Here is a 24595-nt window from a genome sequence, read left to right as displayed (position 1 = left end):
TTCGGGAAGGCGGCGGCTCGAGGGGGAGGGGTGGGCGTTTCTGGTCCGACGGGGGGTGTTACTTCTTTTGGGGGGGACGGGTCATGCTCAGGACGTCGAGGGCCACGTCGAGCTCGGCGAGGGTGAGCTCGCCGCGCTCCACATGACCGAGGGCGATGACGCTCTCGCGCACGGTGAGGCCTTCGGCCACGGCCTTCTTGGCGACCTTGGCGGCAGCCTCGTAGCCAATGACCCGGTTGAGGGGCGTGACGATCGAGGGGGACTTCTCGGCCAGGGCGCGAGCGTGCTCGAGGTTGGCCTCAAGGCCGTCGACAGTCTTGTCGGCGAGAACGCGAGTGGCGTTCGTGAGCAGGCGGATCGACTCGAGCAGCGCGGTGCCCATCACGGGGATGGCCACGTTGAGCTCGAAGGAACCCGAGGCGCCGGACCAGGCGATGGTGGCGTCGTTGCCGATGACACGCGAGCACACCATGAGCACGGCTTCCGGGATGACCGGGTTGACCTTGCCGGGCATGATGGAGGATCCAGGCTGCAGGTCGGGGATGTTGAGCTCGCCGAAGCCCGTGTTGGGGCCAGAGCCCATCCAGCGCAGGTCGTTGCAGATCTTGGTGAGGCTCACGGCGATGGTGCGGAGGGCACCGGATGCGTCAACGAGGCCGTCACGGTTCGCCTGCGCCTCGAAGTGGTCGCGTGCCTCCGTGATGGGCAGCTCGGTTTCGGTGACGAGCAGCTCGATGACGAGCTGCGGGAAGCCGGCGGGGGTGTTGATGCCGGTGCCGACGGCGGTGCCGCCGAGGGGTACTTCGGCGACGCGGGGGAGTGCCGAGCGCACGCGCTCGATGCCGAGACGCATCTGGCGGGCGTAGCCACCGAACTCCTGGCCGAGCGTGACGGGGGTGGCATCCATCAGGTGGGTGCGACCGGCCTTGACCGCGCCCTTCCACAGTTCCGCCTTGGCCTCGAGGGAAACGGCGAGGTGGTCGAGGGACGGGATGAGCTCGTCGATGAGGGCGCTCGTGACGGCGATGTGAACCGACGTGGGAAAGACGTCGTTGGAGGACTGGCTCGCGTTCACGTGGTCGTTCGGGTGCACCGGGCGGCCGAGGCTGCGCGTCGCGAGAGTCGCGATGACCTCGTTCATGTTCATGTTCGAGGAGGTGCCGCTGCCGGTCTGGTAGACGTCGATCGGGAACTCGCTGTCGTAGCGGCCCGTGGTGACCTCATCGGCTGCCGCGGCGATCGCGTCGGCGATGTCCCGGTCGAGAACGCCGAGCTGCGCGTTCGCGAGGGCAGCGGACTTCTTGATGCGGGCGAGGGCGGCGATCTGCGCCGATTCGAGTCCGGCGCCGGAGATGGGGAAGTTCTCGACGGCGCGCTGCGTCTGGGGGCCGTAGAGCGCATCCGTTGGAACGCGGACCTCGCCCATCGTGTCGTGTTCGATCCGGTAGCCGGCGTTTACGGAGGTGTCCACCACTGTATGCATTACCTTTCGGTGCTCATTGAGTTTGGTGCTGTGCGCTTCGGTGCGCGATTGTGAAAACTGGAGAGACGCGGGTGTTAAATCACGCCGACGATGATGTGCGGGTCGGCATTGCCGACGAGCAGTCGGTAATTTGCGCCGACGATAGCCAATGTACCGGCTGCGATCGCTTCGCTGATCACCTCGGACTTCTCGAGCAGCTCCGCGACTGTATCGCGCAGGTGTTCCCGGCCAACGACGCCGGCGTCGATCGTGGCTCGGTCGACGTAGTCGGCATCCGCTGCCTGGCTCACGCGGCGCACGGCTGGCACGATCTTCTCGATGATGTTGCTGATGTGAACCGGGAGGAGGGGGGCGTCTTCGGCCTGCGAATCGATGGCGGCGCGAACGGCACCGCACTGGTCGTGACCGAGAACGACGATGAGGGGCACGTGGAGCACTTCGACCGCGTATTCGAGCGAACCGAGCACCGTTTCGGAGATGATCTGACCGGCGTTGCGCACGACGAATAGGTCGCCGAGTCCCTGGTCGAAGATGATCTCGGCCGCGAGTCGGGAGTCACTGCAGCCGAAGAGGGCAGCGTGCGGGGTCTGCTTGTCGGACAGCTCGGCCCGACGATCGACGTCCTGGCGGTGGCGGGGGTCGCCGGCAACGAAGCGCTCGTTGCCGTCGCGCATTTCGGCCCAGGCTGCGGGTGGGGTCAGGCGGTCGCTCATGGGCTCACTCACTTGTTGGCACTTGTTCGCACGGCTGCTGGTTGGCACGGCTATTGGTTGGCACGGCTATTGGTTGGCGCTGATGGCGGGGGCCATCTGGCGGGCGATGGTCTCGAAATCCTCCGTGGAGGCGGTGCCGATGAGCGCGTAGGTGCTCGCCCCAGCCGTCGTAATGAGGGCCTGATCGAAGTTGCCCCGATCGGCCTCGGGAGCCGAGTTGCGGTACACGTCCCAGGTGACGCCGTCGATCGTGACGGTGTCGACGGGGGCCTCTGACTTCACCTGCTGGGCCCGCCAGGTGGGGTTCGCGTCGACGGCCTGGCTGAATCCGATGAACTGGTTGTTCGCCGTCACCAAGCCGATATACCAGGAGGGCACGGCGACAGTGCTTCCGGAACGCCACTCGGCCGAGTTCGCGGTCCAGCCTTCGGGCAGAACCGGCACGACGAGCGGCTCGTCGATCGTCGGTTGCAGCTGGGCGGCGATCGTGGTGAAGTCCACGGCCCTGTCGATCGGCTGGTCGTTGCGCGGTACGAGGAGAACAATCATCAGGACCGCGGCGACGGTGACGAGAAGCGACAGCACGAGGTTGTTGATGGTCTTGCGTGCCCGGTACTTGCGGGAATTCTCGGCCTTGCGGTCGGCAGTTTCCTGTGGGGTCTCCGGGCGCCCGAGCTCGGCGACCACTCGGGGCGCGCGCGGTGCTTTGGTCATTTTCCGGCTTCGTCAGCGGATGCGGCGGTGACCTGACCGGCACGAGCCGCATCGAGACGGGCCTTCGCGCCGATCAGCCAGTCTTCGCAGCGCCGGGCGAGCGCTTCGCCGCGTTCCCACAGGGCGAGCGAGTCTTCGAGGGTGTTCGAACCCTGCTCGAGCTGGTTCACGACGCGGACGAGTTCGTCCCGAGCCTGTTCGTAGCTGAGCTCCTGAAAGCTCTGGTCTTTCGCCGACTGGGTCATGGAATCCATTCTATTTCGTCGGTGCGACGTCGGGCGCCGACTCGGTGGCGGTGGCGTTCACGGTGCCGCGCGCGAGCGTGATCAGCAGAGGGGTACCCGCCCGAGCCTGTTCGGGGGTGTGGAGTACGTGGCCGGTATCGAGCTGAACGATGGCGTAGCCGCGGTCGAGGGTGCCCTGGGGAGACAGGGCGCGCAACTGCGACCGCAGGTCGAGGACCACACTGGCCGCGCGCTCCACGGTGCGCTCCACGAGCTCCGCGCCCCTGGCCACGTAGCGGGTGAGGTCTTCCGACCGGGAATCGATGATCCAGTCGGTGCCGGCGAGGACCGGCCGGGACCGCAGCTGGGTGAGTCGGTCGACCTCCTGCGAGAGAATGCCGGTGAGCCGGGTACTGAGGCGAGCCTTGGCCTGTTGCACGCGGTTGAGCTCGTCCGTGACGTCGGGCACGACGCGCTTCGCGGCATCCGTCGGCGTCGAAGCCCGAAGGTCCGCGACCTCGTCGAGGAGCGGACGGTCGGCCTCGTGCCCGATGGCGCTCACGAGCGGGGTCGAGCAGGCAGCGGCGGCCCGCACGACTCCTTCGTCGCTGAATGCGAGCAAGTTTTGGAAGTCACCGCCACCGCGGGCGACGATGATGACGTCAACCTCCGGGTCGGCGTCGAGTCGCTGGATGGCCGACACGATTTCGCCCGCGGCGCGGTCGCCCTGCACGATCGCGTGGGCGACTCGGAAGGTGACGGCCGGCCAGCGCAGCTGGGCGTTGCGGATGACGTCTTTCTCGGCGTCCGAGTCTTTGCCCGTGACGAGGCCGATGCAGTGCGGCAGGAACGGGAGTGGCTTCTTGCGCGAGGCGTCGAAGAGCCCCTCGCCGGCCAACTGCTTGCGCAGCCGTTCGAGCCGTTCGAGCAGGTCGCCGAGACCCACGTGACGCAGCTCGAAGACCTGCATGGTGAGCGTGCCGCCCTTGACCCAGTAGCTCGGCTTGACGAGGGCGACGACACGGTCGCCCTGAGCGAAGTCGCCGGTGAGGCGGGAGCGAACCGACGACCAGATGGTGAAGCTCACGGTGGCGTCTTCGGAGAGGTCTTTGAGCTTGCCATACACGTTTCCGCCGCTCGCGCCCCATTGGGTGACTTCGCCTTCGACCCACACAGTGCCGAGGCGTTCGATGTAGCCGCGAATCTTATTGGAGAGCAGCGCCACGGGCCACGGCGTCTCGACGGTGGCCGGGGCCGTTCCCGGCCCGGCGGCGGGCGTGTTGTTGTTCGTCGTCGTGCTTGGATTTGTCAAGCGCATTCCTCCCACGGTGTGTCCAGTCGTCGCGCCTAGACTGGTGCGGTGACCACTAGTACAAAGCAGAGCACCACGCAGCAGCCCTCAGTCGGCCTCGGCATGCCTCGGATTCCGAGCGCGCGCAACAGGCTCAAGGATACCCCCGTCGTCGGACACAAGCGGGTGCTGCTCGCCGCCCCGCGCGGGTACTGCGCCGGCGTCGACCGGGCGGTCATCGCCGTGGAGAAGGCGCTGGAGCATTACGGCGCCCCCGTCTACGTGCGCAAGCAGATCGTGCACAACATCCACGTGGTCTCCGAGCTGGAGAACAAGGGTGCAATCTTTGTCGAGGAAGTCGACGAAGTTCCCCGCGGCGCCCACATTGTCTTCAGCGCGCACGGCGTGTCACCGGCCGTGGTTGACGCCGCCGCGGCCCGCGGGCTGCAGGCCATCGATGCCACGTGCCCGCTCGTGACAAAGGTGCACCGCGAAGCCGTGCGCTTCGCCCGCGACGACTTTCAGATTCTGCTCATCGGCCACGAAGGCCATGAGGAGGTCGAGGGCACTGCGGGGGAGGCCCCCGAGCACACGACACTCGTCGGGAGTCCCGACGAGGCCGACACAGTTGTCGTGCGCGACCCCGACCGGGTCGTCTGGCTCTCGCAGACCACGCTCAGTGTCGACGAGACCATGGAGACGGTGCGCCGTCTGCGCGCCCGCTTCCCGAACCTGCAGGACCCGCCGAGTGACGACATCTGCTACGCCACGCAGAACCGGCAGGTGGCCATCAAGAAGGTCGCCACCGACTCCGACCTCGTGATCGTGGTGGGGTCCGCCAACTCGTCCAACTCGGTGCGCCTCGTGGAGGTGGCGCTCGAGTACGGTGCCAAGGCCGCCTATCGGGTGGACTTCGCCAGCGAGGTCAAGCAGGAGTGGCTCGACGGCGTGCGCACAGTGGGCGTCACGAGTGGGGCATCCGTCCCAGAGGAACTCGTGGATGAACTTCTTCAGGCCCTCGCCGACGCCGGGTACAACGACGTTGAGCCCGTCAAGACGGCCCAGGAAGACCTGATCTTCTCGCTGCCCAAGGAGCTGCGCAAGGACCTCAACGGCAACACGGATGCCCGTGCCATCGGTGGCCGGGCAGAGTCCGCACAATAGGCCTTCGGTTGGTGCCCCGCCGGATCGCTTCCGTTAGCGCGGGGAGCTGGCGATGGAGTTCAGAAGCGTGGCGTCCCCGGAGAGCACGACGCCCATGAAGATGAAGATCAGGATGAGCGACAGGAAGCCGCCGATCAGCGGCACGTAGAACCCGCGGTGGCCGCGGATGAGAAGCCTGATGGAGAGCGCCGCGGTAGCCGCCCACAGCGCGGCCTGGGCCACGGCGCCGCCCATCAGGGTGCCTTCGACAGTGGCGGCAGCGGCGTAGGTGCCGAGGTCCTCCTGCGTGTACATCATCTGGATGGCCTGCGGGAGCGAATTCAGAATCGAAATCGCGACGAAGGTGCCGAAGAGGCCGAGTACGAGCAGCCCCAGGGTCACGGGTCGGTCCCAGCCGGGAACGGTGCGGGTGCCGAGTGCCGGCGGCCCGGCCCAGGCACCGCCCGTGGGGGTGCTGGCCGGGGTGCCGGCCGGGGAGGCGGGGGCCGGGTGTGGGGCCGGCGGCAGGGCGGCCCCCGCCGATGAAACGTCCGGGGTCACCCGTTCACTCGCCTGCGGGTCTTTCGGCGGTTCCCAGACCCAGCCCTCCGGAGCGAGTTCCCCGAACTGCGGCCGAGGCCGTCGATCGCGGGGAGTCTGGTCCGGAGTGCTGTCGCTGGTCACGCTGAAAACCTTTCACGGGCCGACCGGGGTGGACGGCGTGCCGAATGGTGCTTGTGCTTAAGGCTAGCTGTTCGAGTGGCCTGCGGAGCCCAGCTGCTGGGTCGACTGCACGACGCGTGCGGCCATGGCCGACTCGGCCACCTTGCCCCAGGCGCGAGGGTCGTAGACCTTCTTGTTGCCCACTTCGCCGTCCACCTTCACCACGCTGTCGTAGTTCTTGAGCATGTAGTCAGCGATCGAGCGCGTGAAAGCGTACTGGGTGTCGGTGTCGATGTTCATCTTCACGACACCGTTGGCGACAGCCTCGGCGATCTCGGCATCAGTGGAGCCCGAACCGCCGTGGAAGACGAGGTCGAGCGGCAGGGCGGCGAGACCGAACTTGGCCGCGAGGCCGTCCTGGATCTCCCGGAGCAGCTCCGGACGCAGTTTCACGTTGCCGGGCTTGTAGACGCCGTGCACGTTACCGAACGTGAGAGCAGCCATGTAGCGTCCCTGCTCGCCGAGGCCGAGGGCCTCGACCATCTTGACGGCGTCGTCAAGGGTCGTGTACAGGTTTTCGTTGATGTCGGCCTGCACGCCGTCTTCCTCTCCACCCACGGCGCCGATCTCGACTTCGAGGATGGCATTGATGCCGCGGGTGCGCTTCAGCACCTCTTGGGCGATGTCCAGGTTCTCGTCCAGCGCGATGGCCGAGCCATCCCACATGTGCGACTGGAAGATCGGGTTTCCGCCAGCGGCTACCTCGGCCTCTGAAGCGACGATGAGCGGCATCACGAAGTCATCGAGGGCGCCCTTGGGGCAGTGGTCGGTGTGCAGCGCAACCGTGACGGGGTAGTTGGCGGCGACCTCGGTGGCAAAGCGCGCGAAGGCGAGTGCCCCAGCGGCGCGGTTCTTCACGGTGTGGCCGGCGAAGTAGTCTGCGCCGCCGGTCGTGACCTGAATGATGCCGTCAGAGCCGGCTTCGGTGAGTCCCTGGAGGACTGCGTTGATGCTCTGTGACGAAGACACGTTGAACGCCGGGTAGGCGAATCCCTTGGTCTTGGCTTTGTCCAGCATCTCGGCGTACTGGTCGGGGGTTGCGATGGGCATAACATCTCCTCGAAAGTGTGCGGGTTTCGGGGCAAGTCTAGCGACGACCGTGGCGCATCGTCTCCACGTTTCCGCTGCACGGAATTGCCCGTGGCCGCACGACTCTGCGGAGACGGGGCACAATGGAACCCGGTCCGAATGTCGGACAACAGCTATCTGATGGAGGTTCCGTGGCACGTAAATCCCTCGTCAGCGTCGTTGCCGACGACCTGCTCGACCAAATTATTCGGGGCTCCCTCGCAATCGATGCTGGGCTTCCCAGCGAGGCGGACATTGGCGACACCCACGACGTGAGCCGCATGACGGTGCGAGAAGCGATGAAGACTCTCCAGGCCATGGGTGTTGTGCGCGTCGTCTCAGGAACCGGCAGCTTCGTGAACCCGGTGTCCCGATGGACCTCCCTCGCTGCCGTGCTGCGCATGGCTGCGGCTGGCACGAGCGATGTTGACGTAGCCGTACAACTCCTCGAGGTGCGGCGCATGTTTGAGACGGGGGCGGCGGCTCTCGCCGCAAGTCGGTGCACCGCGGAAGACCTGCACGCACTCTCGAGCGAACTCGATCACATGCGGGACGCGCACGAACGTGGTGATGTCGACGCTTTTGTTCGCGCCGATCTCGCATTCCACGACATCATTCTGCACGCGTCTGGCAACGTGATTCTCGGAGTACTGTTCGAGCCGCTCACTCGCGAGATGGCCGAGCGGCGCACCGAAACCTCCCGGGTAACCGAGATTCAGACCCACGCAATCGAGCAACACTCGAGCGTGTTGACCGCGCTCGGCGCCGGCGATCCGGAAGCAAGTCGCATGGCGATGGACAGCCACATGGATCAGACGCTTGCGGATCTGCGCACGTTCGTGCTGCGTTCCCGTTAGCTGAGCCCGGCGAACTCTTGACTTCATTGTTTCAGTCTGTAAGCTGTCTGACAGCTGACATCTGGCAGTGGCTTACAAAGGAGTATCGAGACCATGGACGAACGCCAAATCCTCGCCGCCTATCCCGCTGACGTGCGCGTGTCGGCTGCCGAGGTCGCTGAGCGCGTAGCCGAGACCCGTCGCATCCTCGTTGTTCTCGACGACGATCCCACGGGAACCCAGTCGGTGTCCGATCTTCCGGTGCTGACGAGCTGGGCACCGAACGACTTCGAGTGGGCGTTCGGACAGGGGGCCGCGGCCCTCTACGTGCTCACCAACACGCGCAGCCTCGACGCCGACACGGCCGCGGCCCGAAACCGTGAAATTGTGCGGAACGCTGTTGCCGCAGCGGAACGCACTGGTCGATCCATCGGGTTCGTCAGTCGAAGTGATTCCACGCTGCGCGGCCACTACCCTCTTGAAACCGATGTCATCGCCGAGGAACTCCTCTCGACGAGCGGTGTGGCGATCGATGGTGTGGTCATGGTCCCGGCCTTCCCCGACGCTGACCGCGTAACGATCGGCGGAGTGCACTACATGCGCCTGGCCGACGGACTGACCCCCGTGGCCGAGACGGAGTTCGCCCGAGATTCCACGTTTGGCTTCGTGCACTCAGACCTTCCCGGCTACGTGCAGGAGAAGACCGGCGGACGTGTTCGTGCCGCCGACGTCATTGTGCTCGACCTCACCATCATCCGGTCGGGAGCGGCGGCCATTGCTGCCGCCATTGCGCCCGCCACCAGGGCGACACCGATTTGTGCCGACGCCGTGACCGAAGACGACCTCCGTTTGCTTGCGCTCGGACTGCATCTGGCCGAGGACACCGGTAAGAAGCTGCTCTACCGCGTGGGTCCGCCGTTCGTTCGTGCCCGGATCGGCCAAGAGAGTCGCGCACCCCTGACGGCGGCCGAGGTCTATCACGGTGCCGATCCGGCACCGGGGGGCGGGCTCATCGTTGTCGGCTCCCACGTGGGCGTGACCACTCGTCAGCTTGCTGCCCTCGTGGCCGCGCGACCGAGCGCGACAACAATCGAACTCGACGTTGCCCGGGCCATCGACGAATCCGACGCGGCCGCCTATCTCGAGACAGTCGTCGCCCGGGTCGCCGGGCAGCTGCGCACCGGAGACGTGATTCTTCACACGAGTCGGCTGCTGCTGAAAGCGGATGATCCGGCTGCGAGCCTCGATATCTCCCGCCGCGTTTCCGCGGCGGTGGTCACCGTCGTACGGGGTGCTCTGGCGGTGCGTTCACCGCGGTTCGTCATCGCCAAGGGCGGCATAACCTCCAGCGATGTGGCGAGCGAGGGCCTCGGCATCCGTCGTGCCATCGTTCGCGGGCCCATGCTGCCGGGAATCGTCTCTCTCTGGGAGCCCGTGGACGGTCCGGCGGCCGGTATTCCCTACATAGTTTTTGCCGGCAACGTCGGCGACGACGACTCGCTCGCCCAGGTGGTCGCAACCTTGAGCGCCACCGCACAGACCAACGCGTGCAGCGATGCCGCAGAGACCGGAGCCCACCGATGACCATATCCACGCCCGCAGCCACACCTTCTTCCTATCGGGTCGCCGTCCTCGGTCTGGGGGCGATGGGACTGCCTATGGCGACCAGGCTGGCCTCCGAGCTGACCGTGCACGGCTTCGATATCGCCCCGGCTCGCCTGGCCCTGGCCGCGGATGCCGGCATCACGCCGTTCGACTCGGCCCGAGGTGCGGCCGAAGGCGTGAACGCCGTGTTGCTCGCGGTGCGAAATGGCCAGCAACTGCGCGAGGTTCTGTTCGGAGACGCTGGCATCGCCGACGTGCTCATGCCCGGCGCCGTCGTCATCATGACCAGCACGGTCGGAATCGATGACGTCGTCTCGGTCGCTGGCCGACTCGCCGAGAGTGGCGTGCAACTCGTGGACGCGCCGCTCAGCGGCGGACCGGTGCGTGCGGGCCTGGGCGACCTGCTCATCGTGGTCGGTGCGGAGCCGAGCGCCCGCGAACAGGCCAGGCCCGTGTTGGACCTGCTCGCCTCGACCCTCAGCGTGATCGGTGACAAGGCTGGAGACGGCCAGGCCTTCAAGACCGTCAACCAGCTGCTTTGCGGCGTGCATATTGCCGTTGCCGCCGAGGCGCTCGCGCTTGCGGAAGCACTCGGGCTCAACGTGGAGAGCACTCTCGCCACGCTCTCGGCAGGTGCCGCCGGCTCCTTCATGCTCGCCAACCGGGGGCCGCGCATGCTCGATGCCTACACAGAAGACGGAGCGGAGGTGCTCAGCCGACTCGACATCTTCGTGAAGGACATGGGCATCGTGACTGCGGCTGCGCGTGGTTTCGGCCTCGCAACGCCCGTGGCGGCGGCGGCCGAGCAGGTCTATCTCCTCGGGCAAGCCGGCGGCCTGGCTGCGCACGATGACTCCGCCGTGATTCGCGTGATCGCTCCCCGCGCCGCGGTCTAGCCACTCAGGGCTCGCGCCAGGCAGTTCCAACCAAACCATCCGCATTCAGCTCGATGGTCACATTCAGCTCGTTCGTCAAAGGAGACACCGATGGAAACCGCCGTACTGTTAGGCATCGCCACCGCAGGAATCGCCCTGCTGCTCGTGCTCATCATCAAATTCAAGGTGCAGGCATTCGTTGCCCTGCTTCTCGTGAGCATCCTGGTGGCGCTCGCCGCCGGTATCCCGCTCGCCACGATCCCGGCGACCGCCGACGCCCCCGAGCGGCTGGGCATCATTCCCACCATCGTGGCGGGAATGGGCGGGACCCTCGGAACCGTGGCCATTCTGGTGGCCCTCGGCGCCATGCTCGGACGCTTGATAGAGGTGTCCGGAGGTGCGGCCAGCCTGGCCGGGCGCTTCACGACCCTGCTCGGGCCGAAGCGCGTCGCTGCCGCCCTCACCGCCTCGGCGCTCGTGCTGGCGATTCCCGTCTTCTTCGACGTGGGCTTCATTATTCTGGTGCCGATCATCTACGGCTTCTCGAAGATCGCCGGACTCAACCCGGTCAAGTTCGGCCTGCCGGTGGCGGCCATCATGTTGACCGTGCACGTTGCCGTGCCGCCGCATCCCGGAATCGTGGGTGGATCAGCACTCCTCGGCACCGACCTCGGGTGGGTCACCATCCTCGGGCTCGCGATCGCGCTTCCCCTGGGCCTGCTCGCCCACTTCGTAGCCAAGTGGCTCAACCGTCGTGATTTCGTCATGCTGCCCGCCACCGCGAAGCAGTTCGCGCTGTTCGGCGCGTCCGAATCCGGCGACTCCGCAGGGACGCCCCCGAACGGTTCGGGCGGCGGCTCTGGCCGAGTCGGAACGTTGACGAGAACGGAAGCGCCGCCTACGGCGGGAACTATCCTCACGCTCATTCTGGTTCCTCTCGTTCTGATCATGTCCGGAACGGTCGCATCGACCCTGCTGCCCGTCGAGAGTGGCCTTCGCCCGCTGTTCGCATTCATCGGCAATCCAGTCTTCGCGCTGTTGGTCGCACTGGCTCTCGCGTTCTACCTGCTCACTGTGCGTCGAGGGTGGTCGCTCTCCCACACAGGGGAGGTACTCGAGGCCGCGTTACCTCCCGCGGCGATCGTCATCCTGGTCACCGGGGCCGGTGGCGCATTCGCCCGCGTGCTGACAGAAAGCGGCGTCGGCACCGCGCTGTCCGACACCCTCGCGGCCACGGGGCTGCCCGTTCTGGTTCTCGCCTTTCTCATCGCGCTCGTCTTGCGCGTCTCCCAGGGATCGGCGACCGTCGCGATCCTCACGACCGCGGGACTGGTTGCCGAGACGGTTGCGTCCTCGGATTATTCCCCCGTTCAGGTTGCGCTCATCACGCTCTCCATCGCCTTCGGCTCCCTCGGCCTGTCACACGTCAACGACTCCGGCTTCTGGGTGGTCACGCGATATCTCGGGTTGAGCGTCACCGACGGACTCCGCACATGGACCGTACTGACAACTGCGCTCGGGGTCGCCGGCTTCCTCATTGTCGGCCTGCTCTGGATTCTGGTCGGCGCTGCTGGAGCCTGAGCGGGCCGTGTGCGCTGCGGGCCGGAAGGTGGACCCGATTCCCCGCACCGGTCGCGATAGGGTGGCTCGGGCGGACAATCCGCGCGATCCACCGTGCATCCGCCAACACCCATGTCGAACAACGTCCGGGAGGACCTTCCGTGAACAGCACTGAGACCGCCACCCTCTACCAGCACCCCGACCGCAACCTCGCCATGGAACTCGTGCGCGCAACCGAGGCCGCAGCCATTCGTGCTGTGCCCTTCATCGGCCGCGGAGACAAGAACGCCGCCGACAAAGCAGCCGTAGACGCCATGCGCGTCTTCCTCGGCACCGTCAACTTCGACGGACTCATCGTGATCGGTGAGGGCGAAAAAGACGAAGCCCCGATGCTCTTCAACGGCGAACGAGTCGGCAACGGTCGCGGCCCGGCCTGCGACATCGCCGTCGACCCGATCGACGGTACGAGCCTCACGGCCGCCGGTCGGCAGAACGCGGTGTCCGTGATCGCCGTGTCCGACCGGGGCACGATGCTGGATGCCTCGTCGATTTTCTACATGGACAAGATCGTCACCGGAGGGGCCGGCCGCGGAGTCGTCAGCCTCGACCAGTCCATCGGCGACAACCTGCGTGAGTTGGCCAAGGCCATGAACAAGCCGGTCGGCGAAATGACCGTCGCCGTGCTCGACCGCCCCCGTCACGCCGGCCTCATCGACGCGATCCGCACCGCGGGTGCCGGCACGCGCCTCATGCTCGACGGTGACGTGGCCGGCGGAATCAACGCGGCCCGCTACGAGACCCGCATCGACATGTGCGTGGGCATCGGCGGCAGCCCCGAGGGCATCACGACGGCCTGTGCGCTCAAGGCCCTGGGGGGCTACATGCAGGGGCGTCTCGCCCCGAAGGACGACGCGGAGCGCGCCGGCGGCGTTGCGGCGGGGCTCGACGTGGACAAGCTGCTGGAACTCGACGACATGGTCAGCGGAAACAACACGTTTTTCGTGGCCACCGGCGTGACCGACGGTGGACTCGTCGACGGTGTTCGTCGCAAGGGCCCGATGATCCGCACCGAGAGCATCGTGCTGCGCTCTCGTTCGGGTACGGCTCGCCGCGTGATCGCCGAGCACCTCGCGGAGAAGTGGCTCTAGGCGTGCACTGAGCTCAACCTGGCCCGCCGTACTGCGACCCTGGTCGACGTGCGGCGGGCTGTGTGATGACTGTGGTGCGGCGTCAGCTCCGAAAATCGAGTTCAGCTGCACTGAGTTCAGCTGCACTGAGTTCGCCTGAACTGAGGTGAGCCGAATCGAGGTCTGCTGCCTCGAGTTCCGCAACGAACTCATACGCCGTGAGTGCGCGCGGAGTCTCGTCGATTGTGGCGAGCGGAGCCAGTACCTTCGACTCATCGAGGGCGTTCAACTTGCGCGCAGTGGGCAAAACCTGGCGCTCCATGGAGCCGACGAAGCCGTTGTAATCCTTGACCGTGCGTTCGATCGACCGTCCGAGCTTCTCGATGTGGGTCGCCGTCGTGTTCAGCCGGGTGTACAGCTCCCGGCTCAGGTCGAAGAGCACCTTGGCGTCGTGCGTAAGAACGTCCTGCTGCCAGCTGAATGCCACTGTCTTCAGAACCGACCACAGGGTGACGGGTGAGGCGAGGGCCACGCGTTTGCTGAATGCGAATTCCATGAGTGACGGGTCTGCTTCGAGCGCAGACGACACGAGGGATTCACTCGGGATGAAGGCGATGACGATCTCCGGTGAGGCGTCGAGGCCCTGCCAATAGGCCTTGCTGCCGAGCGTCGTGATGTGATCGCGCACCGCTTTCACGTGGGCTTTCATGTGTACGCCGCGTTGGGCGCCCTCGACCCCGGTTGCCGTGCGCGGAATCTGGCTAGCCTCCAGAAATGCCGTGAACGGCACTTTCGCATCGACGGCGATGTTTTTGCCGCCGGGGAGGTGCACAACCATGTCGGGACGGCCGGCCCCGGCGTCAGACGTGATGCTCGACTGCAGGTCGAAGTCGACGCGTTCGATCAGTCCGGCCGCTTCCACCACGCTTCGCAGCTGCGTTTCTCCCCAGACTCCCCGGGTGTTATTGGCGTGCAGGGCCGAGGCCAGTGTTTCGGCGGTGCTGCGCAGCCGTTCCTCAGCCTCGGTGGCCGAACGCAGTTGCGAGCTCAGCTCGCCGTGCTGCAGGCTGCGCTGCGCCTCGAGCTCCGCCACCTTCTTCTGCATCTGCTGCAGGCTGTCGGTTACGGGGGCGAGCGCCTGAAGCACCCGGCTTTCGCCTTCGTCACGCTGCGCACGGGCGGACTGGTCGGCGTGCTGGCGCTCGATCAATTCGCGATACTGCTGCCGGGCATCCGTTACCTGGGTTCGGAGCCCGTCGACTGTGGCGTTTTGCGCGGCGAGTTCTTCTCGAAGAAGCGCCTGCACGGTGGCCTCCCGGGAGCGCACCTCGGCGATGGCCACCTGATGGCGCGCTTCGATGATCTCGGGAGCCTCGGCGCCGGCGCTGTCCTCCGAGTCGCGCTGCCACGGTGCTACGCGGCGCCGCAGAAGCGCGGCGGTGGCGAGAGCCCCGAGGGCTCCGCCCACGATGAGGCCGACAATCAGAGTGAGAACCGTTTCCATGGTTCAAGTCTGTCAGCGGCCACCGACAATCAGGGTGAGGGCGCCCGCTGCGCCGCAGAGAGAGCGGCATGTCCCGGTTTCGGTGGGCCCACAGGCCGGGCCAGACGGTACTTCTCGAACGTGACCACCATCATGTGTGGAACGGTGAGGCCTGCCAAACCGATGAAAACCACCTGCAGCACGTCGGAGGCGAGGTTGGCCGCAGACGTGAAGGTGACGAGCAGATAGCCGACGACGAGGAGCGGTGCCGCCGTGTAAACGGCGGTGATGGCCACCGCCAACCGACCCCCGCCGCGCTCGGCGCGCAGGCCGGCTTTGAGGTGCCGAAAGCTGTGCAGGGCGCAAAAATACAGCGTGAAAAAGATCAGGGGAGGGGCCAGGAGCGCGAGGGCCCCGGCCAGGATGATCTCCACCGATTCGTGGGGGCGGCGACGCGCGGCGACGATGGCCCCGGCGAGCATGCCCGCGATGGCGAGGAGGCCGAGGTCGGCCTGGATCTGGGCGACCAGCCCGCCACCAGACCCGGCGAGCAGGGTGTAGGCGGCGGACACGTCGGCCTCGTGGGCCAACGCCGGCAGGGTCAGCAGTCCGAAACCACTGAGGAACCGCAGCCACGGTGCATGGTGCGAGTTCCAGTCCGACCCGAAATGCATGGCAGAGACCAGCAGGAAAACCACGAGGCTCAGCGGTGGCGCGAGCAGCCACAACCCCACCACGGCGATCACCACGGCTATGTACAGGAGGTTGAAGCCGACGAACCCGGCCGGTGTTCCCCACAGTCCGGCGCGGCGGGCGATCAATGGATCGAGGGCTCCGTGCGGAAGCCCGAGAACGGCGACCAGGATACCCATCACCCCGATCTGCACCAGTAAGGGCGGAAGCGGCAGGCGCAGTGCGACGACGACCAGCACGACAAGCGCGAGAGAGCAGAAAACCATGGTCTCTGCGGGGACCGTGCGGCTCGTGACGCGACCGGTGGCAGTGCTGCCGGTCACGAGGCCGCCTCGCTTCGGGTGAGGGTGACTCGCGGCGGCAGCGAGCCGGCCGCCGGCATCGCTGCAGCGGGACGCAGCGTCGCCGGTGGCGGCGAGTAGATGGTTCGTCGACCGATCTCAGCGATGAACGGACGCTTGGGCAGGCTACCGATGATGCGCGCGTAGTCGGATGTTCGGGCGCCATCGCTGAGAAATCTCAGCAGGCTGGCAGGGGGAACGCCCTCGGCGAGTGCGAGGAAGTACTCCGCGGTTCGCTCGGGGTGTCGACGAATGGCCTGGAGGAAGAGTCGGTCCAGGGTCGCTCTCGCCCACGGCTCCGGCGGATGCCCCACGGCCGGTACTCCCGCGATCAGCCGATCGGCGCAGGCCTGCGCCCAGCGTTGCATTCGCAGGAATCCGTAACCCGAGGCGGCGCGCAGCGCGCCGCCGGCATTGCCGGCGAACACGACGCCCGGGAGAGTCGGTTGGGAGTCGGGAACCAGCCCCATGGCCAGCACGCCGCCCTCCGTTCGCACCCGGGTGGCGTCGCCGAGCGAGTGCGCGTTCACCACAGTGTCGAGTTCGGCGAGCAGCTGCGCCCGGGGGGTTGGCGTTGCGCCAAACCGGGTCCATTCGAGTATCACGCGGTGCTGATCGAGGGGCAGGGCGTAGACGAAACGCAGTCCGATCGCATCCGCTGCCATCGAGCCCATCAGGGTGACTTCCGCCGGATCCAGGCCATGGGGTGCTGTGCTGTGCAGCTCGACCCCGACAAAGCTCTGGTACACGATGGCGCCCTGCTGCCGAGGTCTGGTGTCGATCACGTCACGGGCCAGCAGGGGGCCGTGGGTCGTCTGCACCAGCAGATGGTCGCCGACGACGCTGATCGCGCCGCCCGCCACTCCCAACCGAAGATCGATGCTCGGCGCGGCGGCAATCTGCTCGCGGGCGCGGGTATAGAAGTCGATGCTGCGGATGTATTGATAGCTCAGGCCTGCAACCCGGTGCAGGGCCGCGCGGTCGGTGGCATCCGAGAACCGCCACGCCGACCAGCGGGCCGAGACGAGATCGGAGAGGTCGTGGTGGTCCGGGCGCCAGAAGCACCAGCTGCGATCGTCCTGGTAGCTCGTGCGGGGATCGACCAGCACGACTCGCACCGCGCTGTGGGCTTGCGCGAGGCGACTGGCCAGGGAGAGTCCGGCGCAGCCCGCGCCGAGAATGACGACATCGGCATCCAGGACATGGTTCATGTTCCTCCGGCACGCACGCCTGACAACGTGCCAGTTCTGCGCGGTTCGGGGCCGATCCTAGCGGTGCGGCGACCGGGCGATTTCAGCCCGTCCGAGGGTCACACGTCAGGCAGTTGAGCCGGGGGCTGTCGGGGCGTGCGCTCCGCTCAGTTCAGCGCCATCGGCCCGTGGGTGGCGGCTCGCTCGCGGATGGCGATGGGCCCGATGGCCCCCATCTTCACCCGGGTGATGTGGGCCAGCTGCTCGAGCGTGGCCGCCTCGTGTCGCGCTGCCGAGTGGATGATAATTGCGGCGCACGCCTCGGCATCCGCTAGAGCGTTGTGGTGGTCGAAATCGTCGAAGCCCGCCGCCATGGCGGCCAGGGGTAGTCGATACGAGTCGAGGTGGTACGTGCGACGGGCCACCTGCAGACTGCAGAGATAGCTGAAGTTAGGAATCGGTTGCCCGGTCACGGTGGATGCCGTCTTGATGACACCCAGGTCGAAGCTGGCGTTGTGGGCCACGAGGGTGTCGCCGCCGGCAAACGCGACCAGCTTGGGAAGCTGCCTGGCCCATGAGTCGGCACCGATCACATCCGATGGATGAATCCCGTGGATCTTCATGTTCCACGAGAGAAAGGCATCGTGTCCGGTCGGCGGCTTGATGAGCCAGTAGATCTTGTCGATGACCACACCGTCGCGCACCTTGACGAGCCCCACCGAGCACGCCGAGGCGCCGGACGAGTTAGCGGTTTCAAAGTCGATTGCGGTGAAGTTCAGCACGGTGCAATGCTCTCATGCGCCACCGACAGGGCCCGCGCGACGCAGCCGGTAGAATGGTCTCTCGTGGCTCTTACTATTGCAATCGTCGGACTGCCCAATGTTGGCAAGTCAACCCTCTTCAACGCCCTCACCAAGAACAACGTGCTGGCGGCGAACTACCCGTTCGCCACGATCGAGCCGAACGTGGGGATTGTCAACCTTCCCGACTCTCGCCTCGCGGCGCTCGCCACGATCTACGGCAGCAAGACCCTGCTGCCCGCGCCCGTGTCATTCGTCGACATCGCCGGCATCGTGCGCGGCGCCAGTGAGGGGGAGGGGCTCGGCAACAAGTTCCTCGCGAACATCCGTGAAGCGGATGCCATCGCCCAGGTCATTCGCGGATTCGCTGACCCCGACGTGGTGCACGTCGACGGCGCCGTCAACCCGGCGGGTGACATGGAGACCATCAACACCGAGCTGATCCTCGCCGACCTCCAGACCCTTGAGAAAGCCGTGCTGCGCTTCGAGAAGGAGGTCAAGGGCCGCAAGCTGGCGCCGCTCGTTCTCGAGACCGCCCTCAAGGCGCAGGCGATCCTCGATGCCGGCCAGCCGCTGTCCGCTGCCAAGCTCGACATCGAGCCCATCCGCGAACTCGGTCTGCTGACGGCCAAGCCGTTCATCTACGTCTTCAACGTCGACGAGGCCGTGCTGCAGGACCAGGCCAAGCTCGACACCCTCGCGGCTCTTGTCGCCCCCGCGAACGCGGTGTTCCTCGACGCGAAGCTCGAGTCAGAGCTTAGCGAGCTCGACGCGGAAGACGCCGCCGAGATGCTCGCCTCCACGGGCCAGGCCGAGAGCGGGCTCGATCAGCTCGCCCGCATCGGCTTCGATACCCTCGGCCTGCAGACCTACCTCACGGCCGGTCCGAAAGAGTGCCGCGCCTGGACCATCCACAAGGGCTGGACCGCCCCGCAGGCCGCCGGTGTGATTCACACCGACTTCCAGAAGGGTTTCATCAAGGCCGAAATCTTCTCCTTCGAAGACCTCATGGAGGCCGGCTCGATCGCCGAGGCCCGCTCCAAGGGCAAGGCTCGCATCGAGGGCAAGGAATACGTCATGCAAGACGGAGACGTGGTGGAGTTCAGGTTTAATGTTTAGCTGAGTCGCGTACAGGACTTGAGGCGGTGATCGGCGCCCGTGCCGGTCACCGCTTTTTTCTTGGCGTATCGTGGATTCACTAGGCCGCATCGAAGGCCGGGAAGAGTCATTATTAGTGGCTCGACGGGGTGAATCGTGGGGAATAAGATTGTCTTATGACCCTGGTGGCGGAGTATCGGGATGCCCGGCGCGATGAGGATGGCGCGCGGTTGCGTCGTGTCATCGCTCTTCGCGCGATGGTCGCCACGGGGATGAGTCAGCAGCAGATCGGCGACGCGTTGGGCATCTCGCAGCCGGCGGTCCGCCAGCAACTCAGGAACGCGCCCGACCTTGAGATCGTTCGTCCCGAAGAATTGCTGGATGCGGCTCCCCCGTGCTCAAAGCGCTGGCGGTGGAATGTGGCTACCTGCGGCTCGCGGTGTTCGGCTCGGTGGCGCGGGGCGAGGCTCGCCAGGACTCAGATATCGACCTTCTCGTGGACGCGCCGCCAGGCACGTCCTCTTTCGCGTTTATCAGGTTCAAGCGACTGATCGAACAGATACTCGACCGGGAAATCGACCTCATCTCCCCTTTACGATTTCAGTGAGATAGCGATTGCTCCATTGCAGACGGTCATGCGCCACTTAGATATGGGCATCTCACTGAAATCGTAAGGGGGCCTCATCTCTTACCGCGGACTCAATGCCGCCCTGCACGACGACATTCGGCGAGACGCGGTGTTGCTTTAGTGGATCGCAAGACTGCCACGGAGCTGCTGCACATCGATGGCTGGCTCGATCGGTCCGCGGAGGTTGTCGAGCGTGGCAAGGATGCGTTTCTCGCTGATTGACTTCTGCAGGAGGCAGGGGACTCGCTGATGATGAAGCTCGGCGAGGCCGCAAATCGAATGATGCGGCTCGATGTGCTCGCCCCCGATGGGATCGAATGGGCGTTGGCCGTCGCGAACCGAAACTTCATCATCCATCAGTACGACCAGATCGACCGTGGATCTACCGGCCTGGCAGAGGTCGCTCGCACCGATGGTCTGCCAAGCTCGGGCTGCGCTCGACCCTGACGCCGGGTAACTGCCTCGGCTCAGGAAGGTCCGTGGGTGTGGTGGCCAACTCAGGAGATCCAACTCCCGAGGCGCCGTCAGGCTGGATTTCTGGGTCGAGTGTGTCGCAGACCGGATGATTTTCCTGAATTGGCCACAGCGCGCGCTCGCTTCGACCGTGAGGCGGCGAAGGGACCCAAGGCTTGAATCGTCGTGATCGATAGTATGAGCCTCATGGCACGCACGAGAACGTGGGGGGAAATTCGAGCAGCACTCGCGTTGTGGGCGCGCCGGGATCGTAGCGAATTCATCATGGCGGTCTGGAGCGGGATTGTCGGGATACTCCTGCTCATCGGCGCCGCAGTGATGTTCGTCGGTAGTCCTCCGAAGTGGTTGGGCGCCACGTTGGCTGTTTGTCTAGCGCTTTGTCTTCCGCCCAGGGTGTACTTCGATCTCAGGGACAGGTCCAACCGTGGAATCAAGCGGCGACCGTATCGCCGCGTACCCGTCGCCGGACATCTGAAACCGGATGGTTCTCTCCGGTCCGCCTCGTGGCGGTGGACTGTGGTTGCCGGGACGGTGCTGGCCGCCGGAATTTACTGCGGCGCCGCCGTTTCGGTTGTTTTCGCATCACCCAATGAGTTCGTGTGGTTCGTGGGGACGGCGGTCTTGGCATGTCTCGCTTTGGTGGTCCTTCTCGCTGCTGCCGTGACGCATCCGTTGGCCGACAGAGCTGCGCTGCGGCTGCACGCCGAACTCGAAGGTGAGCATCCGAATGCTACATTCGTGGTCTTCAAATCGGGTCAGGTATCCTCGCAAATCGCCTGCGCCGACCCCGAGTCCGTTCTGACGTCCTGGAACGACGTCACATTCCGTGCAGTCGTCACGGTTGATGAGGATGGGCTCCGAGTGTGGGATCAGTTCTGGGGGAAGCGCAACAACGTGGCGACGATTCCGTGGTCACGTGTCGACGCCGTTGGGGTGTCGATTGCCAGGGTGAGATGGCGCTATCTGCGAGCCATCGACCTGCACCTGATTTCCCCGTCGGGCAGCCCCAGCAGCGGCGTGCTGCTTCTCCCGGCACAATTCAACAGGTGGTTCCGCCCGCGCTCAGACGAGGGGTTCCTCAAATTGCACGCGCAGCTCGAAACCTACCTGGCCAGGAGTCAGCCCCGAGTAGCAGAGGCGGAGCGTGTCGGTCATCTCGGGCGACCCAAGCCAGCGGTTGGGTGCGCGGGATAGGTTGAGCGGATGGAGAAAGAAGGTCGCGCGACACCCAGCTTGTTGGAAGCGGGCCGACCGCACGGACCATGCGTGTTGACCGATAGAAGGGAATCATGAAACCCGACCATTATGAGGGTTTCGCCGATAGCTACTCGGCGGAGAACGAGTCCTGCCTTCTCAACGCCCATTACGAACGGCCGGCGATGATCGCGCTCGCCGGCAACGTGAACGGCCGCCGGGTCTTGGACGCAGGATGCGGCTCCGGGCCCCTGTCCGCGGCATTGAGCGCGAAGGGCGCCATCATGACGGGGTTCGACGCCAGCCCGGCGATGCTCGAACTGGCACGACAGCGTTTGGGCTCGACCGTGGACCTCTCTGTGGCCGACCTCAGTCAGCCCCTGCCTTTCGCCGATGACTCCTTCGATGACGTCGTCTCCTCCTTGGTCTTTCACTATCTGGAGGACTGGTCAGCCCCGCTTGCCGAACTTCGGCGCGTGCTGAAGCCGGGCGGTCGCCTGATCCTGTCGGTCAATCACCCCACGGTCAACGTGATCACCCAGCCAACCGAGGACTACTTCGCCATCCGGCAGTACTCGGAGGATTACGAGTTCAGTGGCAAGCCTGCGGTCCTGACGTTCTGGCACCGGCCACTTCACGCGATGTTCGATGCCTTCACGTCGGCGGGATACGTTGTCGCCACAGTGAGCGAACCAGCGCCTTCTCCGGATGCACCAGACGAGCTCCTTCCACCGCGCATCCTCAACGGCGAGAGGACAGCGTTCCTGTCCTTCATCTTCTTCGTCCTCGAAGCCGCCTGAGGGTCATGGACGGTCGTTCGTTCGTACATACATGAGTCGTGGCGGGGTCGGCGTTCCCGTTCGCGGCGAAGTCGAAGTCCCTTCCCTGTGCGAGCATCCCGTCGCCAGTGTCCGTCGTTGAGACGCGCGGCGCCTCCCTGTGACGGAACGTGGTGGAGTTCAGGTTCAACGTTTAGGCTCAAGCTTGTCGCGATAGTCGTCACAGCGGCATCAAACGAAGGAGACCATCGTGCCCGTCATCGCCATCATCGGAGCCGGACCTGGACTCGGCGCAGCCGTTGCGCGCAGGTTCGGGCGCGAAGGCTTCTCAATTGCCCTGATCGCCAGGAACCAGTCGAAACTCGACGCTCTGGCAGCCGACCTCACAGCTGCCGGCTTCACCGCGAGTGCCTACGCCGCGGATGTCCGCATTCCGGCGACGCTCGAAGCTGCCCTTGCGCGTGCCGCGGCAGAGCTCGGGCCGATCACCGCGCTGCAATATAGCCCGCTGCCGTCGCGCGACTACCTGAAGCCGGTGCTGGAGATGACTCCCGAGCTGGCGTTGGAAGCACTGCAGTTCTCGGCCCTCGGACTCATCCACGCGGTGCGTGCGGTGCTCCCCGCGATGCGGCAGGCAGGCAGCGGCAGCATCATCATGATCAATGGCGGAACGTCGGTGAAGGCCCGCGCCGACTTCGCCGGCACATCGGTCGCTTTCCCGGCCGAGAGCGCCTACGGCGAGATGCTCCACGATGCCCTCGACACTGAAGGCATCCGTGTCAATCAACTGGTGATTCCTGGCGGCATCCCACAGCTTCAGCTCGCCAACGGCATCGACGGCGTCGCCGATCGCATCTGGGATCTGCACGCCGTTGCCGGTCCGTTCCGCACCATGCTCATCCCGCTTGAGGACGGCAGGGAGTAAAGCGACGTCAGGCGCGAGGTCGTAGATGGGGAGCGCGACCCGAGCGGGGTGGCTGTATCAAGTTGGCTGGTCGGTTCGTCCGTGATGAGCGATAGGCCTCGCCGTGACGCGCGGGTTTCACGTCGAAGGCGTCCTGCGGCTTGGCGCCACGGGGCGCCGTGCCAGGGAAGACGACTGGGTAGTTGGACTTCTGGCGACGGATTGGCGGCGTCCTCAGGCGTAGGCGATCCTGCCCCGAGCCAGCCTCGTCCGGCTACCGGCGTCGCGGGCTCGTGTCCAGCCTCTTCCAAATCAAGCGGCTGCGAACCGTTTCGCGGAGCGGGCTTTGGCCTTCTCCGCTTCGACTTCACGGTTCTTGGGAGGTGCCGCGCTCACCAGGTCCTCAAGCAGATGCCGCGAGGTGTGTGCGATCTCCTCAACGGCGCGATCAAAAGCCGCTGCATTAGCGTTCGACGGCTTCGTGGATCCGGTGATCTTGCGCACGAACTGCAGGGCAGCCGCATGCACCTCATCGTCGGTGGCGGCTGGCTCGAAATTATGCAGCGTATAGATGTTCCGGCACATGAGCCCAGAATATCAAATCAACCGAGAGTCGTCACGCGTCGCGCACGGGCTCGCCCATGTCATTGGGCGGCCTGTTTCGCGGGTGTTAGCGTGTGAGAATGACTCAGCAGGCGTCGCAGGATCCCCAGAAGGCCGGACGCGCGTCCATCCTCCGCACCGTCGGGCGCATCGCTCTCGGGCTGGCCTTGGGCTTCGCCGGAATCACCCACTTGACAGTCGCCAGGGAGTCGTTTCAGGCGCAGGTACCGGCGTGGGTGCCGCTGCAACCAGACCTGGTCGTTCTCGGTTCTGGAGCTGTTGAGATCGCCCTCGGCATCGCCCTGCTCGTCCTCGCGAAGCATCGTGTGCTCGTGGGGTTGGTCGTCGCGGGCTTCTTCATCATCATCTTTCCCGGAAACATCTCGCAGTTTACGACCGGCACCGATGCGTTCGGGCTCAACACCGATCGGGATCGCTTCATCCGCTTGCTTTTCCAACCGCTTCTCGTCGTCTGGGCGCTGTGGTCGACCGGTGCATGGGCGGCTCTCCGGCGTTGGTGGCGTCGCCGGGCGCACGGATAGCGAGCTGCCGGCCGGCTGCGAGACTGGTCACCATGATCATGCGCCCGTTCAACGCCGCCGATACCGATGCCGTCGTGCAGTTGTGGACGGACTGTGGCCTCACGCGGCCCCAGAATAACCCCCTCGTGGACATTGAGCGCAAGCTCGCCGTACAACCTGAGCTTTTCCTCGTGGGTACTGTTCAGGATGCCGTTATGGGCAGCATTATGGCGGGTTACGACGGGCACCGAGGGTGGGTCAACTACCTTGCCGTGTCTCCCGAACATCAGGGGGCGGGCTTCGGCCGGCGGCTGATGGGTGAGGTCGAGCGGCTGCTCCTGAAACGCGGCTGCCCCAAAGTCAACCTCCAGATCAGGGCCGGCAATGAACGCGCCATCGCCTTCTATCGGGCGCTCGGTTACGCGGCCGATGAGGCCGTGAGCTTCGGCAAGCGGATCATCCCCGACTAGACGAGACCCAAGTCGTGGCAGGGGGAGGCGGCGCTCGCTGCGTCGGGCGCCCGAA

General features: G+C 65.6%; 26 protein-coding genes and 1 pseudogene. 15 read left to right on the top strand and 12 right to left on the bottom strand.

Annotated features, from left to right (window positions below):
* Positions 1 to 58: 58 nt before the first annotated feature.
* From BJ997_RS12520 to xseA, 5 genes are all read right to left on the bottom strand, one after another.
* Positions 59 to 1483 carry a class II fumarate hydratase gene (locus BJ997_RS12520; protein ID WP_052541903.1) on the bottom strand — a complete coding sequence of 475 codons (1425 nt, stop codon included), beginning with the start codon at positions 1481 to 1483 and terminating at the stop codon, positions 59 to 61.
* 74 nt (positions 1484 to 1557) lie between these two features.
* On the bottom strand, positions 1558 to 2196 hold the full coding sequence (locus BJ997_RS12515; RefSeq protein WP_035835000.1) for a carbonic anhydrase: 639 nt from the start codon (positions 2194 to 2196) through the stop codon (positions 1558 to 1560).
* Positions 2197 to 2262: 66 nt separating this feature from the next.
* Positions 2263 to 2910, bottom strand: coding sequence for a DUF4245 domain-containing protein (locus tag BJ997_RS12510; RefSeq protein WP_035834999.1), 648 nt, complete (start codon positions 2908 to 2910; stop codon positions 2263 to 2265).
* Entirely contained in the window at positions 2907 to 3164 is a 258-nt protein-coding gene (locus tag BJ997_RS12505; RefSeq protein WP_420827182.1) for an exodeoxyribonuclease VII small subunit, read from the bottom strand. The genes BJ997_RS12510 and BJ997_RS12505 overlap by 4 nt, the downstream gene beginning before the upstream one ends.
* A gap of 1 nt (position 3165) precedes the next feature.
* Complete coding sequence (xseA, locus tag BJ997_RS12500) at positions 3166 to 4452, bottom strand: exodeoxyribonuclease VII large subunit (protein ID WP_035834998.1); 1287 nt, start codon at positions 4450 to 4452, stop codon at positions 3166 to 3168.
* A gap of 96 nt (positions 4453 to 4548) precedes the next feature.
* On the opposite strand from xseA, the gene BJ997_RS12495 reads away from it, so the two are divergent.
* Positions 4549 to 5589 (top strand): 4-hydroxy-3-methylbut-2-enyl diphosphate reductase, encoded by a 1041-nt coding sequence (locus BJ997_RS12495; protein WP_035835060.1) that lies wholly within the window; start codon positions 4549 to 4551, stop codon positions 5587 to 5589.
* A gap of 33 nt (positions 5590 to 5622) precedes the next feature.
* On the opposite strand, the gene BJ997_RS12490 is transcribed toward BJ997_RS12495, so the two are convergent.
* Both BJ997_RS12490 and fbaA read right to left on the bottom strand, forming a co-directional pair.
* A complete protein-coding gene (locus BJ997_RS12490; protein WP_035834997.1) occupies positions 5623 to 6252 on the bottom strand; it encodes a DUF6264 family protein in 630 nt (209 codons plus the stop codon).
* Between the two features lie 63 nt (positions 6253 to 6315).
* Positions 6316 to 7341: a class II fructose-bisphosphate aldolase gene (gene fbaA, locus BJ997_RS12485; protein WP_035834996.1), complete on the bottom strand. Its 1026-nt coding sequence runs from the start codon at positions 7339 to 7341 to the stop codon at positions 6316 to 6318.
* A 170-nt stretch (positions 7342 to 7511) separates the two neighbouring features.
* Between fbaA and BJ997_RS12480 the strand changes: the two genes are divergently transcribed.
* From BJ997_RS12480 to glpX, 5 genes are all read left to right on the top strand, one after another.
* On the top strand, positions 7512 to 8216 hold the full coding sequence (locus BJ997_RS12480) for a FadR/GntR family transcriptional regulator (RefSeq protein WP_035834995.1): 705 nt from the start codon (positions 7512 to 7514) through the stop codon (positions 8214 to 8216).
* Positions 8217 to 8309: 93 nt separating this feature from the next.
* The gene (locus tag BJ997_RS12475; RefSeq protein ID WP_052541901.1) at positions 8310 to 9779 is read left to right on the top strand and encodes a four-carbon acid sugar kinase family protein; all 1470 of its coding nucleotides are present in this window, start codon (positions 8310 to 8312) and stop codon (positions 9777 to 9779) included.
* Positions 9776 to 10696, top strand: a complete 921-nt coding sequence (locus BJ997_RS12470) for an NAD(P)-dependent oxidoreductase (RefSeq protein ID WP_035834994.1) — start codon at positions 9776 to 9778, stop codon at positions 10694 to 10696. Before BJ997_RS12475 ends, BJ997_RS12470 begins: the two co-directional genes overlap by 4 nt.
* A gap of 90 nt (positions 10697 to 10786) precedes the next feature.
* A complete protein-coding gene (locus BJ997_RS12465) occupies positions 10787 to 12256 on the top strand; it encodes a GntP family transporter (RefSeq protein WP_183323495.1) in 1470 nt (489 codons plus the stop codon).
* Between the two features lie 194 nt (positions 12257 to 12450).
* Positions 12451 to 13383: a class II fructose-bisphosphatase gene (gene glpX, locus BJ997_RS12460; protein WP_052542539.1), complete on the top strand. Its 933-nt coding sequence runs from the start codon at positions 12451 to 12453 to the stop codon at positions 13381 to 13383.
* A gap of 82 nt (positions 13384 to 13465) precedes the next feature.
* Here glpX and BJ997_RS12455 read toward each other — a convergent pair whose 3' ends face one another.
* The 4 genes from BJ997_RS12455 to BJ997_RS12440 all read right to left on the bottom strand — a co-directional run bounded on the left by BJ997_RS12455 (position 13466) and on the right by BJ997_RS12440 (position 17851).
* On the bottom strand, positions 13466 to 14866 hold the full coding sequence (locus BJ997_RS12455; RefSeq protein ID WP_084141536.1) for a DNA recombination protein RmuC: 1401 nt from the start codon (positions 14864 to 14866) through the stop codon (positions 13466 to 13468).
* A gap of 29 nt (positions 14867 to 14895) precedes the next feature.
* Positions 14896 to 15861, bottom strand: a complete 966-nt coding sequence (locus tag BJ997_RS12450) for a Brp/Blh family beta-carotene 15,15'-dioxygenase (protein ID WP_035838514.1) — start codon at positions 15859 to 15861, stop codon at positions 14896 to 14898.
* Complete coding sequence (locus BJ997_RS12445; RefSeq protein WP_035838513.1) at positions 15858 to 17090, bottom strand: lycopene cyclase family protein; 1233 nt, start codon at positions 17088 to 17090, stop codon at positions 15858 to 15860. The genes BJ997_RS12450 and BJ997_RS12445 overlap by 4 nt, the downstream gene beginning before the upstream one ends.
* A 146-nt stretch (positions 17091 to 17236) precedes the next feature.
* Positions 17237 to 17851 carry an exonuclease domain-containing protein gene (locus BJ997_RS12440; protein ID WP_035838511.1) on the bottom strand — a complete coding sequence of 205 codons (615 nt, stop codon included), beginning with the start codon at positions 17849 to 17851 and terminating at the stop codon, positions 17237 to 17239.
* Between the two features lie 63 nt (positions 17852 to 17914).
* On the opposite strand from BJ997_RS12440, the gene ychF reads away from it, so the two are divergent.
* From ychF to BJ997_RS12410, 7 genes and pseudogenes are all read left to right on the top strand, one after another.
* Positions 17915 to 18988, top strand: a complete 1074-nt coding sequence (gene ychF / locus BJ997_RS12435; protein ID WP_035838521.1) for a redox-regulated ATPase YchF — start codon at positions 17915 to 17917, stop codon at positions 18986 to 18988.
* Between the two features lie 155 nt (positions 18989 to 19143).
* Positions 19144 to 19260: pseudogene (locus tag BJ997_RS22105) on the top strand (nucleotidyltransferase domain-containing protein); the annotation flags it as partial.
* 101 nt (positions 19261 to 19361) lie between these two features.
* On the top strand, positions 19362 to 19574 hold the full coding sequence (locus BJ997_RS21545; protein ID WP_052542538.1) for a nucleotidyltransferase family protein: 213 nt from the start codon (positions 19362 to 19364) through the stop codon (positions 19572 to 19574).
* A 270-nt stretch (positions 19575 to 19844) separates the two neighbouring features.
* Positions 19845 to 20042 carry a ribonuclease HepT family protein gene (locus BJ997_RS12425; RefSeq protein ID WP_035838509.1) on the top strand — a complete coding sequence of 66 codons (198 nt, stop codon included), beginning with the start codon at positions 19845 to 19847 and terminating at the stop codon, positions 20040 to 20042.
* Positions 20043 to 20585: 543 nt separating this feature from the next.
* Positions 20586 to 21263, top strand: coding sequence for a hypothetical protein (locus tag BJ997_RS12420; RefSeq protein WP_152602307.1), 678 nt, complete (start codon positions 20586 to 20588; stop codon positions 21261 to 21263).
* Positions 21264 to 21358: 95 nt separating this feature from the next.
* Complete coding sequence (locus BJ997_RS12415) at positions 21359 to 22063, top strand: class I SAM-dependent methyltransferase (RefSeq protein WP_035838506.1); 705 nt, start codon at positions 21359 to 21361, stop codon at positions 22061 to 22063.
* A 229-nt stretch (positions 22064 to 22292) separates the two neighbouring features.
* Complete coding sequence (locus BJ997_RS12410; RefSeq protein ID WP_035838505.1) at positions 22293 to 22967, top strand: SDR family NAD(P)-dependent oxidoreductase; 675 nt, start codon at positions 22293 to 22295, stop codon at positions 22965 to 22967.
* 291 nt (positions 22968 to 23258) lie between these two features.
* On the opposite strand, the gene BJ997_RS12405 is transcribed toward BJ997_RS12410, so the two are convergent.
* Complete coding sequence (locus BJ997_RS12405; RefSeq protein WP_035838503.1) at positions 23259 to 23531, bottom strand: DUF2277 domain-containing protein; 273 nt, start codon at positions 23529 to 23531, stop codon at positions 23259 to 23261.
* A 98-nt stretch (positions 23532 to 23629) separates the two neighbouring features.
* On the opposite strand from BJ997_RS12405, the gene BJ997_RS12400 reads away from it, so the two are divergent.
* Complete coding sequence (locus BJ997_RS12400; protein WP_035838501.1) at positions 23630 to 24091, top strand: DoxX family protein; 462 nt, start codon at positions 23630 to 23632, stop codon at positions 24089 to 24091.
* Between the two features lie 32 nt (positions 24092 to 24123).
* Positions 24124 to 24540 (top strand): GNAT family acetyltransferase, encoded by a 417-nt coding sequence (locus BJ997_RS12395; RefSeq protein WP_035838499.1) that lies wholly within the window; start codon positions 24124 to 24126, stop codon positions 24538 to 24540.
* Positions 24541 to 24595 lie beyond the last annotated feature (55 nt).

The organism is Cryobacterium roopkundense (genome assembly GCF_014200405.1).
Lineage (GTDB): Bacteria > Actinomycetota > Actinomycetes > Actinomycetales > Microbacteriaceae > Cryobacterium > Cryobacterium roopkundense.
This window is presented reverse-complemented; position numbering and strand designations above follow the sequence as displayed.

Bases quoted from the DNA above. Each gene is read 5' to 3' on its own strand.
- BJ997_RS12425 (WP_035838509.1), top strand. From the start codon at position 19,845: ATGATGAAGCTCGGCGAGGCCGCAAATCGAATGATGCGGCTCGATGTG.
- BJ997_RS12395 (WP_035838499.1), top strand. From the start codon at position 24,124: ATGATCATGCGCCCGTTCAACGCCGCCGATACCGATGCCGTCGTGCAG.
- BJ997_RS12415 (WP_035838506.1), top strand. From the start codon at position 21,359: ATGAAACCCGACCATTATGAGGGTTTCGCCGATAGCTACTCGGCGGAG.
- glpX (WP_052542539.1), top strand. From the start codon at position 12,451: ATGGAACTCGTGCGCGCAACCGAGGCCGCAGCCATTCGTGCTGTGCCC.
- BJ997_RS12505 (WP_420827182.1), bottom strand. From the start codon at position 3,164: ATGGATTCCATGACCCAGTCGGCGAAAGACCAGAGCTTTCAGGAGCTC.
- BJ997_RS12455 (WP_084141536.1), bottom strand. From the start codon at position 14,866: ATGGAAACGGTTCTCACTCTGATTGTCGGCCTCATCGTGGGCGGAGCC.
- BJ997_RS12400 (WP_035838501.1), top strand. From the start codon at position 23,630: ATGACTCAGCAGGCGTCGCAGGATCCCCAGAAGGCCGGACGCGCGTCC.
- BJ997_RS12520 (WP_052541903.1), bottom strand. From the start codon at position 1,483: ATGCATACAGTGGTGGACACCTCCGTAAACGCCGGCTACCGGATCGAA.
- BJ997_RS12510 (WP_035834999.1), bottom strand. From the start codon at position 2,910: ATGACCAAAGCACCGCGCGCGCCCCGAGTGGTCGCCGAGCTCGGGCGC.
- fbaA (WP_035834996.1), bottom strand. From the start codon at position 7,341: ATGCCCATCGCAACCCCCGACCAGTACGCCGAGATGCTGGACAAAGCC.
- BJ997_RS12445 (WP_035838513.1), bottom strand. From the start codon at position 17,090: ATGAACCATGTCCTGGATGCCGATGTCGTCATTCTCGGCGCGGGCTGC.
- BJ997_RS12465 (WP_183323495.1), top strand. From the start codon at position 10,787: ATGGAAACCGCCGTACTGTTAGGCATCGCCACCGCAGGAATCGCCCTG.
- BJ997_RS12495 (WP_035835060.1), top strand. From the start codon at position 4,549: ATGCCTCGGATTCCGAGCGCGCGCAACAGGCTCAAGGATACCCCCGTC.
- BJ997_RS12405 (WP_035838503.1), bottom strand. From the start codon at position 23,531: ATGTGCCGGAACATCTATACGCTGCATAATTTCGAGCCAGCCGCCACC.
- BJ997_RS12475 (WP_052541901.1), top strand. From the start codon at position 8,310: ATGGACGAACGCCAAATCCTCGCCGCCTATCCCGCTGACGTGCGCGTG.
- xseA (WP_035834998.1), bottom strand. From the start codon at position 4,452: ATGCGCTTGACAAATCCAAGCACGACGACGAACAACAACACGCCCGCC.
- BJ997_RS12470 (WP_035834994.1), top strand. From the start codon at position 9,776: ATGACCATATCCACGCCCGCAGCCACACCTTCTTCCTATCGGGTCGCC.
- BJ997_RS12515 (WP_035835000.1), bottom strand. From the start codon at position 2,196: ATGAGCGACCGCCTGACCCCACCCGCAGCCTGGGCCGAAATGCGCGAC.